This window comes from Paenibacillus sp. J31R109, from assembly GCF_059692055.1.
On the sequence record NZ_JCAUAR010000001.1, the window covers coordinates 1,049,711 to 1,064,814 of the forward strand.

Consider the following 15,104-nt stretch of genomic DNA (forward strand, 5'->3'; position numbering starts at 1 on the left):
ATTTTCACCCCTACGTTGCTGCACTGCTCCAAGCTACATGCCAGATTCAAGATTTTGGATAGCAATATCAACCGTTCTAATTTTTTTATAAAGGTCCCCTTTGCGAAATATCGCTAGTCTTTGTTTTAACGTTTTTTGTTCGTAATCCGAAAAATAATCGGTAAGCATACTTTTACTGTGTAAAAATAGCACTAAAGCGACGGTATGTTCTTCTACATTACCATCTTCTAATAACTCAGCTCGAATTTTCTCGACGATGTGTTTCCGTGCATGTGCGACATCTGTATATTTTTTTGCTGGAACAACAAATAAAATCTCCGTATTTTCAATCTTCATTACTCCTTTATCTACAAGGCTTTCTAAAACCATTTTATAAATGTCTCTTTGATTATAGTAAAAATATGATACCCACTTTTTTAGTTTCTTTGGTTTTTCAGCAGCAATAATGTCGAGTAATTTGTCCAGATACTTTTCACCTGTTGATTCTGAGTTTGAAATTTTGACTGTCTCATCACCTTCAAAAATAACATTACCATTCAAAGAAAGTTCCACGAAACAAGCCATTACCGTATACAAGGCAATATTCATGCGAAAAATGGCCTTTATTTTATTCGTCTCACGATCTAACGCTAATAAAGTAAACTCTTCGGGGACTGATAAATTGTGCAACATGGTAATATCAACCATCCTTTCAATCATTTTTACTTACTACTTACTACTTACTACTTACTTTAATGTCTCAAATACAAAAAGTCAAAGGGTTTATTCATCAATTTTTAATTTGACATACGTAAACAGGCTACCGTTAATTACGGTAACCTGTTGGTATGGAAATTTTTAGTTATCATCAGCGTTTCTTTCCTGTTATTCCTTCACTGCACCCAGCATGATGCCGGATACGAAATATTTTTGAAGGAATGGATACACGATAAGCATTGGCACCATGGCAATAAAGACCTTGGCAGCATTGAGTGTCCTGTTGGATAACTCAGAGAGCTTTTTATATTGTTCTGGTGTCAAGTTGGTTCCAACAGGGATGTTAACAACCAACTGCTGAATATAGGTTTGCAGCGGATATTTATCAGATGTATTCATCAGCACCAGACCGTTAAAGAACTCATTCCAGTGATAGACACTGATAAACAGCGCTACTGCTGCTAAGACAGGGATAGAACATGGAATATAGATCCGAAACAAAGTGGCCCAAGGGCCTGCACCGTCTACAATTGCCGCTTCGCTAAGTTCTTTAGGGAGATTCCGAAAAAAATTCATAATCAAAATTACATTAAATATTGGAACACCACCGCCAAGCACTAGTGCCCAGATGGAGTTGATTAAACCATAATTCTGGATCGTGAGATACCATGGAATTAGACCACCATTGAATACCATACAAAAAACTAGGATCCACATAAACGTATTGCGTGCTTTAAATTCTCTCTTAGATCTGGCCAGAGGATAGGCCATCAGAATACTAATTAACATGGAGAATGCCGTACCTAACACGGTTCGTTGGATTGAAATCCAGAAGGAATTTAAGAAAAGTCCATCGTTTATGATCTCTTTGTAGGAGGCTAATGAAAAACCAATGGGATAGAGTGTGACCAACCCTGCGTTTGCAGCTGATTTATCGGAGATGGACACACAAAAGGTATACCATAACGGGTATACGCAGCTAATTAGCAACAATCCTAGGAGAGCCACATTGACAATCTCGAAAGTACGCGAACCTAACGTAATATTTCTTACCATTGCAATGCCTCCTTTTAAAATACGGTATAATCTGCATATCTGTACGCTAACCGGTATGAGATAACGATGAGCAAGAAGCTGATGACCGATTTGAACAAACCTGCAGTTGTTGCCAGTGAGAATTGCAGATTCTGCAAGCCAAGCCGATAAACCCATGTATCTAAAATATCACCTGTGGAGTAGACAAGTGGATTATAGAGATTGTATACCTGATCGAAACCTGCATTTAGCACGTTGCCAAGGCTCAGAACGCCCAGCAGTACGACGGTTGTCGTAAGCGCCGGAAGTGTTATATTCCTAATCATCTGCCACCGATTAGCTCCATCGATCGCAGCCGCTTCATATAAATTCATGTTGACGCCAGTCAGTGCTGCAAGATAAATAATGGCATTGTACCCGAACTCTTTCCACACATCGGTGCCGATAACCAATTGACGAAATATACTTGCATCTGCCATAAAAAGCTTGGGATCTCCCCCGAACATTTGAATGACGGTGTTGACAACACCGTAATACCCGAAAATGCCAATAACGATCGTCGCCATAATAACCCATGATAAAAAATGAGGTAAATAAACGATGGTCTGAACAAACTTTTTATATCGCAAGTTGGTAAGCTCATTGAGTAGAATCGCAAATACCAAGGGAATTATTAAATTGAATACAATTTTGCCCACAGCGATAATAATGGTGTTCATAATGACCGATTTGCTGTCATTTAATTGAAACATATATCTGAAATTTTCCAACCCAACCCACTCGGAACCGAGTATTCCCACTCCGGGATTATAATTTTGAAATGCCATCACGATGCCGAACATCGGTACAATACTGAACATAATAAGCCAAATCATGCCTGGAAGCAGCATGAAGTAATAATGCTTTTGAAAACCCATTTTCCTCATAACGGTTGTCCCCCATCTCAACAGCCATATTGAAATTTGCAAAAGGCGTTGAGTCTGCCAACGCCTTTTACAAGTATAGACAAGTTATTTCTTAAGGAGATCCGCAACTTCCGCTGAGATCTGATCCCCACCCTGTGCCTTCCAATCTTTAACAAACTTATCAAACGAATCGATTGGCGTTTGGCCAAGGATGATTTTTAGAACAGTCTCATCTTCCATCTTTTTCAAGTTCGCCCATTTGGTCTCCATTGTCGCTGTTTGGTTATAGGTTACACTGAACACTTTTTTATTGATCGGGATCGTTGAGAATGCACGGTCGCCAATCAGCAGTGAATAGAGACGTTGGAAATCGCCGAAGTTGGTCTTATCAAAGTTGCTGACGTTCAAGTTATCGTACGGCGGTTTAACTACGCTTTGTACCTTCTTTGCATCTGCGTACATCAGTTTATACAGGCTGTTCGGCACATTGTAATCTTCTGGTTTCTTTTGCCCGTTCAGGACTTTAAGAAGCTCGGTATATTCATACTCCGTTTCATTTGCCGCAGCCATGACGTTACGCAGCGGATACCAAGACACAGCAACGGATAGGTTGAATGTGGCTTCATCGCGTACAAGCGCGTTATTCATGATGAGAATCGCTTTGACAACATCTGGCTTCGCGTTCTTACTGATGAGCGTATACGTACTGCCTGTCGTTTTCATATGAGTGTTCCATTTCCCGTCATCCGTATAAACAGGATAGGCCTGCCAGTTGGCATTCGGATCGTTTTTGAAGGAATCCCCGTTTCCGTAACCGCCATTCCACCACGGACCAAAGAAGATTCCCGCCTTGTTGGCATTGATCGGATCCCCTACGTTGTCACGGGTACCAACCTCTGGGTCAATGAGTCCCTTTTTGTACCAATCAGCTAGTAAAGCCAATGTTTTCTTGGTATTGTCTGTCGTTGTTCCATAGGTAACCGAACCGTTACCATTATCTAGCCAGTAGCCTGGATAGGCATCTAAAGCACCGAATAACGGATCAAAACCACCCATGTTGTTGGAAGAAACGAGGAAGGTTGCGTATGGGAACGTATTTTTTGAAGGTCCTGCAATGCCGATTGTTTTGTCTCCGCCCAATTTGTTGTCAATGAAGGCTTTCGCTGTTTTCTCAACGTCTCCCACTGTCTTGGGCACCGGCATATTTAGTTTATCGAGCCAATCTTTGCGAATCCACATGATGTGAACACCATCTGTATCCACGGTGATATTAGGCAGTGATGTCATTTTACCTTTGTAACTTGCGTTTTCCAACGCACGTCCTTGTGTACTAGCCATAATTTCCTTGACTTGCGAAGAGGCATACTGGTTAAACGAATCGGTGATATCGTACAGTAATCCTGAACTGGCCGCTTTCGTCATAAAGGACCTGTCGTCTACAACCATGCCGTCTGGCAGTTTGCCGGATGCAATAGAGAGACTCACTTTTTGCTTATAATCATTACCAGTTGCTGCCGTCCAATCCACGATAATATTGATGTTGTACTTTTCTTTCAGATAACGTGTATATTGATTGTTTCCTACACTATCACCTTGCGGCAACGTTTTGTCTGTTGGATCCACAACCATGCCAATATGAACATCGACCGGAGATGGAAATTTGGAAAATGCTACATCATCACTAGTTTGTGTTGCGGTTGTACTTGAAGGCGCTTTCACTTCAGGTGATGCAGAAGCTTTCACATCTGATGTTGAAGGCGTCTTCGTTTCTTTTGTTTCATTTGGAGACGTACAAGCTGCCATGCTTGAAACTAGAAATGTCGTCAGGAGTACGCTTACAAGTTTTCTTTTCAACTTAATCCCTCCCTTGTATCTTTTCATCCCAATTATACATGGAAGGTTTATAGAAAAAGTCCGAAGGATGTATCGCGTTTAAAGTGAACGCATGCTCGCAGGGGGGGTATTTGTTAGATGTTAAGTGATCAAATCTCTCTGTGACGCTGTGCCCGAAATTCGGTTGGAAGCAGCCGCGTCTGCTCGTAAAATATTTGCGAGAAGTATTTTGCGTCACCATACCCAACTGCATGGGCAATCCATGTCACTGGCCGATTCGTTTCAGATAAAAGCCGCTCTGCAGCACGGATTCGTTCTTGCCGGAGATAATCGTTGAAAGTGGTTCCAGTTAATTTTTTAAAACACTGACAAAAATAACTGCGACTCATATTCACATGCTCGGCAACATTCTCTGCATGTAACGTGTCCGCTGTATGTTCGCGAATAAATTGGACGGCCTTGAGCATGCAGATCATCGTTTTCGATAAATCAGTTGACTTCGTCACTTGCGTATAGATGAGCATCCGATATCGGCGAATCCATTCCACAGCTGACCGGATGTCGTCGATTTCAGACCAGAACCCCGTGTCGAGCTTAGCGGCGATCTCTACTTGTGAGATTACACGCATAAATAGCGCTTCAAGCCTACGAACTGAACGATTCATCGCAATCGTTTGCGTGCATAAATGCTGGAATATAGCCTCATTATATAGCCAGTAAAGGGAGTGCCAATCGTGTTCGAGCTTGCGCCATTGCTCATCCTCTACGCTATCATTTTGGATTAACAATGAAGTCGTGGCCCCAGTAACCGATATGTGCTGTGGAAATTCGTCAGCTAATTTAAGACGGATTCGTTTGAGAATTTGTTGGTCATCCTCTAGCTCTAGTCGTACTTTAGAAATATAATCGAGAACCCCCAATCGGTAAGCGGATTGAACAGTTTCAAAATCTTCATGAAACGTTAACATCACAGAACGCAAAGTCGGGTGTTTGATACGTGCTGCCTGTATCAATTCGATCCCTGACATCACGGGCATGGAAATATCGACAAACATCAGATCCACCGTATGCTGGTCTAGAAATTCCAATGCTTTCGCGCCATTTGCAGCTTCCCCAGCTACGGTCATGCCATGCTCGGACCATGGCATGATGGAAATAAGTCCTTTTCGCGCGAGTTTATCGTCATCGACAATTAATACTCGAATCATATCAGTTTCTCCTTTCAATAGGGGAGATACATGATTACCGTTGTACCTTGGTTCGGAGTGCTGTCAATCTGTAGACGGGCTCTATCTCCATAAAACGATTCCAACATAGATCGTACATATCGCAGGCCGATCCCCCTCCCTCCCTGCTGTTGATCAGGCGTTTCACGTTGCAACAAGGCAAGTGTCTCTTCGCTAAGTCCTTTGCCATCATCGCGAATGATGATTTTGATGATTCCAGCTATTTCGTAAGGAGCAATTCGCACTTCCAGCTTGCCTTGATCATCAAGGCCATGACAAACGGCGTTCTCTACGAGAGGTTGAAGAATAAAACGAGCGACAGGACTATCGAGATAATCACCTTCCGGAATATCCAAATTCACTTGAAAATCGTATCGCTTTTGCTGAAGATCAAGATAAGCGCGCATAACTTGTGTTTCGGTTCGGAGTGTCGCTGTTTCCTGAGTTTTCCCTAAATTGTAGCTAAGCAAAAAAATCAATGTCGATACGAACTTGTCGATTTCAGGCTGCCGGTGCATGACGGCTAGCCAACGTACCGAATTTAGCGTATTCATCAAAAAATGCGGATTTATTTGATAAGCCAGTTTCTCTATTTCCAACTGATGACGCCGTTTCTCTTTATGTTCAACATCAATAATTAATTGTTGAATCTGTTGCTTCATTTTATTAAATTGATCAAAGAGCTTGTCAAACTCAGAAATGCCAGTACGATACTGCATCGCATCCATGTGCCCTCTTCCGAGTGCTACCATTTCCGTTTCGAACACGCGGAGCGGTCTGTTGATCAGTCGCAGCAGCAGTAACGCGATGGATAAAAGGATGATTAGAGCGATTCCCAATATTATCAACATATGATTTTTCCAAGTGTAAAATTCGTGGTTATAGCTCTCTACAGGCAGCATAAGGGCGATATGATAACCATAATCACTCACTAATTGATCCCATATATATCCCTCGCTTATACCCGAACTCCCGCCAAGTACCAAGTTTTGACCGACTGTAAACACACTTGGATCACTGCTGTATTTAATTTGCTTCTCTTGATCACTCAAAACCAGTACATACGGTAAATTTAGACTGGATGAAAGCTTACTAATGTCCGTCGCGAGATCGGACTTGGCTTCGACATAAATCACTTGCTTCGTTCCATCGGAAAAAGTAATTTCGCGTGTCACCGACACGACTTGATCATCGCTGAATCTGCATAGGGACAAATGTGGCGATTGGTAATTGATGCTCTCGTTGCCAGCTACAATAGGTAAGGATTGCAAGGTAAAATCTTCACGTAACGGTAAATTAGAATAAAGCGGGTGCTTGTCCTCGGGATTATAGTACATCACCAACTCCATTGCAGGGTTTGAAAAGGAAATCAGTCCGATATTGTTCGATACACTTAGGGAGAGCTGAAGTCGTTTGTAGAGATCGTCAGTGGAGAAATACGTATCCATGAGGTTGCCGACATTACCTTGAGGTGTCATTTGTTGAGTGACTTGTAGCAGATTATAGTAAACCTGCGTGAGTTTCATAGATTGCTGGTATAAATCGAAGGCCATATTCGTTTTAATCTTGTTTTGCTGCATCGTGTTAATCGCATTGTACGAGACAGACGCCATTAAAATGGAACATCCCAGAAAACTCGAAATGAGCGTAACAACAATTCGTTTCCTGAGTGAAGAAGTACCGAAAGGGTTACGCAATAATCTAGCAAAACCTGTCTTACTACGAATAACTTTCAAGGTCAAAGTATTGATCAATGTAATGCTGCGCACATTCACCACCCCATAGTTGAACTACCTTTAGTAAGTTAATTCTCCAAATACTTCCTTAAAGTTTTACGTTATGAGTATTCGATGTGGATTGAATTTCTCCTTCTGTGCCTTTGTGAATCATGTGCAAAAGGGATGAAGAGCTGCCTCGGCGGCAGCTCTTCATTTGTTAATGTTATATCTTAAGCTACCGTCACGATGATGGGTTGCTTCTTTGTAATTATGATGGTGTGCTCATGTTGCGCCGCAAAGCCGCCGTACGGTAGACATAAAGTCCACCCATCTGACTGCTCAACAACGTAATCCGCACCGGTTGATAAGAAAGGTTCAATCGTAATGACTAACCCCTCCTTCAATACGCGTTTATCGTGCTTGTTATAGAAGGGCAGAATATCTGTTGGCGCCTCATGCAAGGATTTCCCAACACCGTGGCTGCACAAATTCTTTATGACCGCGTAACCTCCTATTTCAGCTTCGGTTTGAATAATTCTACCGATTTCATTCAGTCTTACGCCATGTGTGAGTGAAGAAATAACCTTCATCATCGTTTGGTGTGTATAATTGCAGAGGCGCGTTAAAGACGTATGATAGGGTGGCATTTGAAAAGAGTTCCCCGCATCTGCAAAATAGCTTCCACGTTCTGCAGAAACATCGATGTTAATAAGATCGCCTGGCTGAATTTTCCGATTTCCTGGTATACCATGAGCAACTTCTTGGTTGATGCTGATGCATGTGTTGCCCGGGAAGTTTTTGGTTGTTTTTGGTGCAGAGACGGCTCCATGGCTATTTAAAAATCTTTCTCCGATATCATCCAATTCATTCGTCGTCATTCCGACACGTGCTTGACGTTTCATTTCTGCTATTGTCAACGCAACGATTTTACCGATTTTCATAAGTTCATCGATATCTTTCTGGGAACTGATTGTCATAGAAAGACCTCCTTTATTATTCTCTTCCAATTTTACATTCGCGAAAAGTCTAAATCAATGTAACGTGTTAACTTTGTTTATTTAAACAGAAGAAAAACAAAACGCCATCTTCTGTGTTCGCCGCGCCATAGGGTACGTCATGTAACTCCAAAATATTCTTGGAAATCGCGAGCCCCAATCCAGTTCCGCCTTGTGCGCGGTGACGTGCCGCATCGCCTCGATAAAAGCGGTCCCATATTTTATCTAGCTGGTCTGTAGGAATGTGAGCACCTTTGTTTTCAATACCCACCTTAACCTGATCGGGTTCTTCCAGTATGGAAATGATTATGTGCCCTTGTTCTGGCGTATAGCGAATCGCATTGGTTAAAAAATTCGTAATCACTTGCTCGATCCGATGTGGATTGGCCAATACTGAAACAGTTGCAAGCTCGGTATGCACATGAAGTTGTTTACTACTGAAAGCCACGGATAGCTTTTCACACATGTCCTCGATAAGCTTATCGATGCGGAACGTTTCCATCTTCATGGTATAGGTGCCGGACTCAAACTTAGCTAACTCCAGCATATCCTCAATCAACAGATTCATCGTATCTACTTCTTTATCCATGGCATCGAAATAATAATCTTTTTTATGCGTAGCAACGCCATCTTTCAGAATTGAAATACAGCTTTTCACAATACTTAGCGGCGTTTTCAGCTCGTGAGATACCCCCGAAATGAATTCTCTTCGTGTATTTTCCAATTGCTTCTCTTTCTCAATATCACTATGCAGCTGTACGATATAGGAGTTCAAGGATTGGGAAAGGGAATTAATACTTTGAGATAAGTCGCCGATTTCATCATTGGAACGTATAGTAATCTTTTCCGAAAAATCTAAACTTGCCATCCGCTTAGTCGTCCTATTGATTTGCAGCAACGGGTTCGCGATCTTTCTCGAATAATACCAAGCAGCAAGAACAATAAGAAGCATGACAAGACCAATCAAATAGACATAATAATCTTGGAGCATCTGCACAGCTTCATCTACGGGTTGTAGGGAGGCCATGGCGAAAATATATCGTGTAGTCCCATCTTGATCTTGGATCGGGTCAATGAATAGTTTGTATTTCACATCATTTTGTGTAAAGTCAAGAATTTGCAAAGATGAATTGCTGATTTTCGCACCATCGAATAGTAAATTTGTTTGAAAATCCTTCAATCTGTCCATAAACAAACGATTGGTATAAATAAAGCTAGAAGATTCATTGCCAGTTGGGAATTGAACTTTGGTAATCGTACCGCTCAGTACAGTGTCCGGGGGTAAGGTTTTCTCTGATTTATTAAATTTAATATCGATTTGTAGATCGTAAATCCTCTTGGATAACAACTCATTTTCCCACAGGATATTCCCTTTTTCCACTAACTGTACACGATATGGAATTAACGCAAGTTCCTTCTTATACGTTGAAATAGCAACACGTGCTTTCGGGACCAGTAGCGATTTCGCTTGACTTGGTGTGCTCGACAAAATCTCATCGATGCTGATCATATGATAAAGCGGAATTTTTACCGTTTTACCTGCGAATTCCGAATTCAGTTTCGATTCATCAACCTTGACTTCCACATAGAAATCGTTCTCATTTTTCAGGTTACCAAAGTTATCTAGCGTAGTAATCCAAGCATTGTTTTCCCTATAAAAATCCTGTTCCAACTTCTGAATAGAAAGTACATCTCCACTACTTTTTAAATAGTTTTCTTTATAGGATTGGATGTTCGTTTGAATGTCGTTCACTTTTCGGGCGGCGTAATATTGCTTGAAAAAAATCGTTTGCCCTAGATAAATTGTCATTAAGATAAATAGGCATAATAAGGTGGTCAGCGAAAATAGTTTAACGACAATACTCGCTCTCATATGTGCCCCTCAAACTTATAGCCTGTTCTCACGATCGTCGTAATCAGCTTTGATTTATCTCCCAGTTTACTTCTTAGATTACGGATATGCGTATTGACTGTCCGATCATCCCCCTCATATTCATAGCCCCAAATTTTTGAGATGAGCTGATCTCTCGAGATGACAATGCCTTTATTTTGCATAAGGTAGGCTAATATTTGAAATTCTGTATAAGTGAGATGGACTTGTTCCCCGTCTACAATCGTGGTTCGTGAAGAAAAATTTATCCCGATCCCATGTATAGTTAACGTATCGCTACTGGCTTGAGACACAGGGACATTCGATCGTCGTTCTTCCCTATTCCTGCTATCAATCAGTCGTTTAGCTCTGGCTAATAAGACGGCAGGACTGTATGGCTTGGTGACATAATCATCAGCACCGAGCTCAAAACCTAACAAGGTGTCATCTTCATCCACTCTTGCTGTCAACATAATGATGGGGACATTCGAAGTTTTTCTTATTCGTCTGCAAACAGCCCAACCATCCAGCTCTGGCAGCATAATGTCCAACATAATTAAATGAACGTCATTGGCTTGAAACAATAATAATGCCTCTTTACCTTCTGCCGCTTCTAACACCTGATAGCCTTCATTTATGAGATAATCTTTAATAATTTCACGTAAAATATCTTCGTCTTCTACAATTAAAATAGTCTTTTGCATCTGATTGCTCCTACTAGGATTTTGATTACTATTCTTACCTACTTGTTTGTAACATAGCCAGATGAAGATGGTGTAAAGAAAAAAGAACAGCTGCCTCTGTCGGCAGACCTGTTCCTTCTTTGTGGAGCGATTTATTTACTCCATGGGGTTTCCGTTTTATGTTCGATAACCTGTTCTACTTTTCTTGCAACTTCGTGTTTCATGGAACTGCCGCTTTTCGGAACTTGCCCCTTATTTTCAGCTTGAATTTGTGCGTCAACCTGTGTTTGTCCGATTACATCTAGCAGTTGCTGCTTGGAAACATTTCTCGACGCTGCAATCTCAACGACAGATTTTCCAGTAGCTAATTCTTGTTTTAATTCTTGCGTGCTCATTTTTAAAAGGGAGATTAATTTTTCATCGTTTAGGAAAAAATCTGCCGTATGATCAGCTTTGCCATCTGTTGAAAATAAACCTTCCACTTTAACCGTATCAGGCGTTGGTTCACCTTGTAATACAGTTTCAATTTCTTCAGGTGTTGGTGTATGAGCAGGCGCTTGTGTCTGTATGATTTCAATTATAGGCTTTGGGGTAGCAGTTGAGGAATTCGATGCACTCGCTGCATAAGCACTAGCAGCTCCTACGACTAAAATGGCTGAAATACCAAGTGTCGTGAATAGTTTTGTTTTGTTGTTAACCATGTTAATAACCTCTTTTCATTGTTTTGTTTGCTGTTACAGGTATAAATATAAGGCTTGTATGTCAAGATGAAGTGAAGTTCATATCAAGTTGAAATGGAGATTTGATTAGCTTGAGATGCAAAAAGCCAGCAAACTCACAGTTTGCTGGCATCTCATATAAAATCGATTTATGATTCCGCTGTATTTAGTCTCGAACAACAGCAATCCCAGGTGGGAAGCTTTCGTTCCACTCCCCGTTCTCATAACGGAGTCGAATCGTGCCCGTTGGCACATTCAGCTGCAATGAAAACGATGTCCAAGTCGCTGGAAGCTGTGGACGAAACGCAATTTCTTTCCACCCCGGCTTCGCAGGTTTTAGGCCGATAATGTCTTCGATCAGCACAGGAACCGGTCCGCTGGCCCATGGATGGCACAAGCTAGTGTTCCATTTCTGATCTTTCCCCCATGCTTCGAAGCAAGTGGTCGCGCCTTCTTTCAGCATATTGCCCCAAGAATGCTCATCGTCCGCTGAGAGCAAGTCATAGATCAACGCATACTCTGCCACCTCAGCAAGTGCTTTCATGACAAAGTAAGAGAAATAAACGCCACATGCGAAACGTTTGGTCCGGATCATGTCTACAATCGTGGTGACCGATTCCTCTGGGGCTATATGGTATAGCAGCGGAAGTACATTGGCATGCAAGGCATGATGCGTACTTTGCTCTGAATCCGTAAACAATCCTTTTTCCTTATCATAGAATGCCTCAATAAAGCTCATCTTTAATTGCGGCAGTCGATTCTCATAGTCAACATGAAGCAAGTCTCTTATCTCGTTAACGGTACTTACACAGCCGATATACAGCGCATTAATGACGTTATGACAGCCAGGACTGACTGGCCTGCTAAGTTCAAAATCATAGTTGTCACGTAAGTTTTGTGGCCAATCGACCAGATTCCATTTGTCCATGACATCCTTTAGCAATCCATCTTCGCGCTCAAATTGCGTGAAATGCTGTAATAAACCTTCTGCAAAAGGGTACATTTCCTGAAGAAATGCCATATCTCCACTGTATCGGTAATAGGTCATGAGTTGCATCGGCCACTGCAAAGAGAAATCAGCGATTTCTTGCATATAATGTCCAGGTACAACAGCCATGATCCCTTCACACACGAACGAGCTGCGAGCGAATTGCTCAATAGCTTTACGGAATAGCCGCAAATCGCCACTGAGAAGCATATGTGAGTGACCAATAATCGTATTGTCTCCCAAATATTGACCTTTTTCTCGACTAGGACAATCTACATAATTCTCCTGCGATCCATAGCGGACTCCGTTTTTACAAATGTCAAAAATTTGATTCATCCGCTCATCCGAACTATGGAGCAGACAGCTTTGTTCATCCATCGGATAATGTCTGACTACAGCGTGGAATGATTTTGGTATCAACGCTTCCTCGGGTCCCTGCACTTCCACATAACGAAATGCTTTGTAATCATATGTTTCAAAGTAATCGATATCGCCAGATAACGTCCACTGATCATGGTAAAGGCAATTGCAACGCATTTCGTAGCGAACTGCTTGATCCCCGGTCATCAGTTCTTCCCCTGAGAATATATGCACCAGATCTCCCCCATTTCCATGGGCACTCATGGCGAACTGGCCTGTCAATTCACTCCCGAAATCAATCAAAAAATGACCTTCCCCAAGCCGTTTGACATGTGCAGGTTGCTTTTTATAGACGGCAAGCAATGGCGTTGGTTGCTGTACGAACGTATAATCCGTTCGCTCCGCGGCTTCTGCATAATCCCATTCGGAATCGTCGTAACTGACTTCAGTCCAGCCCCGATCGGTTAGCCTTGCGTCCAGATTTTCTGTAAATTGCGTATCATAGCCGAATTTTATGCCTGGTTGATTATCTTGAGCTCGTTTCACTTTCCAGGTACCATCAGTTTTAAGCAGAAGATTCTCACCTGCCCATAGTTCAGCTATCAAACCTTGCCGATAGTCGGCGCTGTTATACGCACGATTTAACAACCCTTGATAATAGACATGAACGGCAATTGCATTTTTGCCTAATTTCAAATAGGAACGTACATCTACTTTATTGAAATAGTAATGATTCGCATCATTCTGTGCTGGCCCTTGAGCAACGAACTCGCCATTGATGTACAGCTTATAATAATCGTCTGCCGTCAGGTGAAACCAAATTTCTTCCTCATTCATCGCCTGACTATCTAATGGAATTGCAGTTCTTACATACCAATGATGATGCTGTAAATCAGGATCGTGTGGTTCGATTTCAACCACTTCAAGTTCTTTATGGAAGAGATAGGATTTTTTCAAATTAGCAAAAGAACGATCTGTCAACCAACTTGCCTGCCACTCCTGTGTCAACCAAACCAACTCCACTTCACTCAAATGATATACAACTATGGAGTCATCATAACGTGCGATCTTATGTGAATCAATATACACTTTTTCGCTTAGATCACATTTTTATAATTACGTATTATTTTGTATACACAACGGGAAAATCGGCTCCGGTCAAAAGTTCACCTGGTTGTACATGGATATGTTTCCGCATAGGGTGATTCCCGACGGGCACATAACGAATGTTACCCGGCATGTAATGTACAGCAATCGCACGACGCTTCATCTCCGAGTGATTAGGCAACGAACCGTGCCAGGTCATACAGTGATGGTAGCCGACCTGACCTTTCTTGATTTCAAACGGTACTGGTTTTATCTCCACACCTGGGGGTAACAATTCAGGGCGTTTATGCTGCGGCATATGATCTTCACCGTGAAGCAAATGTCGTTGATGATCTCCCCAAGTATGACTACCGGGTACCATCCACATGCAGCCGTTCTCAATAACGGCATCGTCCAACGCCACCCAAGCGCTAATCAGCTCTGATGGTTGAATGATCGGCCATAGGGGATGATCCTGATGCCACTTCGTTGGGCCACCTGTGAGTGGCGGCTTATATTGAATTTGATCATGCCAAATCCGCAATGTGTCAGTACCCGCGAGTTGTGCAACATCTTCGCATAAGGTGCGATTAGCGGCATGCTGCAAATAAATATCACTGGCCATCCAAATGTTAACGACCTGAACAATGGTTTCATTTGCTTCCATGCTCATGCCATATTCACTTTTTTCTGCTAAATTACGATTTAAAACCGGTTTCTTCACCGTTTTCCCTTCCAATACGAGATCCAGTTCACGACGCAGAAGCTCTACTTCCTCATCGTTTAGCACTACCTCACCTTTTATAAAACCATCTCGCTCAAAAGCCTTCACTTCTTCCACTGTCAGCATGTCGAATCCCCCATCTACGATTTGTTGGTAGCTGTTGTTCTTGCTTACAAGATCAAGTGTAACAGTCTACTTGCCACAAGTCGTTGCAGGAATGATTAGAATTAGTTGCACTTTCCAAAGGTTTTCAAGTACAAATAGCG

Annotated in this window: 12 protein-coding genes; all 12 read right to left on the reverse strand. The window is 42.0% G+C overall.

Features of this window, described 5'->3' with window-relative positions:
• Nucleotides 1–33 precede the first annotated feature (33 nt).
• The 12 genes from AC58QT_RS04755 to AC58QT_RS04810 all read right to left on the reverse strand — a co-directional run bounded on the left by AC58QT_RS04755 (nucleotide 34) and on the right by AC58QT_RS04810 (nucleotide 14,964).
• Nucleotides 34–672, reverse strand: a complete 639-nt coding sequence (locus AC58QT_RS04755) for a GOLPH3/VPS74 family protein (RefSeq protein WP_497407917.1) — start codon at nucleotides 670–672, stop codon at nucleotides 34–36.
• A 192-nt stretch (nucleotides 673–864) separates the two neighbouring features.
• Complete coding sequence (locus AC58QT_RS04760) at nucleotides 865–1,752, reverse strand: carbohydrate ABC transporter permease (RefSeq protein ID WP_497407918.1); 888 nt, start codon at nucleotides 1,750–1,752, stop codon at nucleotides 865–867.
• Nucleotides 1,753–1,766: 14 nt separating this feature from the next.
• On the reverse strand, nucleotides 1,767–2,657 hold the full coding sequence (locus tag AC58QT_RS04765; protein WP_497407919.1) for an ABC transporter permease: 891 nt from the start codon (nucleotides 2,655–2,657) through the stop codon (nucleotides 1,767–1,769).
• An 84-nt stretch (nucleotides 2,658–2,741) separates the two neighbouring features.
• Nucleotides 2,742–4,490 (reverse strand): extracellular solute-binding protein, encoded by a 1,749-nt coding sequence (locus AC58QT_RS04770; protein WP_497407920.1) that lies wholly within the window; start codon nucleotides 4,488–4,490, stop codon nucleotides 2,742–2,744.
• A gap of 128 nt (nucleotides 4,491–4,618) precedes the next feature.
• On the reverse strand, nucleotides 4,619–5,677 hold the full coding sequence (locus AC58QT_RS04775; RefSeq protein WP_497407921.1) for a response regulator: 1,059 nt from the start codon (nucleotides 5,675–5,677) through the stop codon (nucleotides 4,619–4,621).
• A gap of 14 nt (nucleotides 5,678–5,691) precedes the next feature.
• On the reverse strand, nucleotides 5,692–7,464 hold the full coding sequence (locus AC58QT_RS04780) for a sensor histidine kinase (protein ID WP_497407922.1): 1,773 nt from the start codon (nucleotides 7,462–7,464) through the stop codon (nucleotides 5,692–5,694).
• 179 nt (nucleotides 7,465–7,643) lie between these two features.
• Nucleotides 7,644–8,390 (reverse strand): type I methionyl aminopeptidase, encoded by a 747-nt coding sequence (gene map / locus AC58QT_RS04785; protein WP_497407923.1) that lies wholly within the window; start codon nucleotides 8,388–8,390, stop codon nucleotides 7,644–7,646.
• Between the two features lie 67 nt (nucleotides 8,391–8,457).
• Entirely contained in the window at nucleotides 8,458–10,281 is a 1,824-nt protein-coding gene (locus AC58QT_RS04790) for a sensor histidine kinase (protein ID WP_497407924.1), read from the reverse strand.
• Nucleotides 10,278–10,982: a response regulator transcription factor gene (locus AC58QT_RS04795; RefSeq protein ID WP_497407925.1), complete on the reverse strand. Its 705-nt coding sequence runs from the start codon at nucleotides 10,980–10,982 to the stop codon at nucleotides 10,278–10,280. Before AC58QT_RS04795 ends, AC58QT_RS04790 begins: the two co-directional genes overlap by 4 nt.
• A gap of 131 nt (nucleotides 10,983–11,113) precedes the next feature.
• Nucleotides 11,114–11,662, reverse strand: a complete 549-nt coding sequence (locus AC58QT_RS04800; protein ID WP_497407926.1) for a hypothetical protein — start codon at nucleotides 11,660–11,662, stop codon at nucleotides 11,114–11,116.
• 184 nt (nucleotides 11,663–11,846) lie between these two features.
• Nucleotides 11,847–14,036: a family 78 glycoside hydrolase catalytic domain gene (locus AC58QT_RS04805; protein WP_497407927.1), complete on the reverse strand. Its 2,190-nt coding sequence runs from the start codon at nucleotides 14,034–14,036 to the stop codon at nucleotides 11,847–11,849.
• 115 nt (nucleotides 14,037–14,151) lie between these two features.
• The gene (locus AC58QT_RS04810) at nucleotides 14,152–14,964 is read right to left on the reverse strand and encodes a phytanoyl-CoA dioxygenase family protein (RefSeq protein WP_497407928.1); all 813 of its coding nucleotides are present in this window, start codon (nucleotides 14,962–14,964) and stop codon (nucleotides 14,152–14,154) included.
• Nucleotides 14,965–15,104 lie beyond the last annotated feature (140 nt).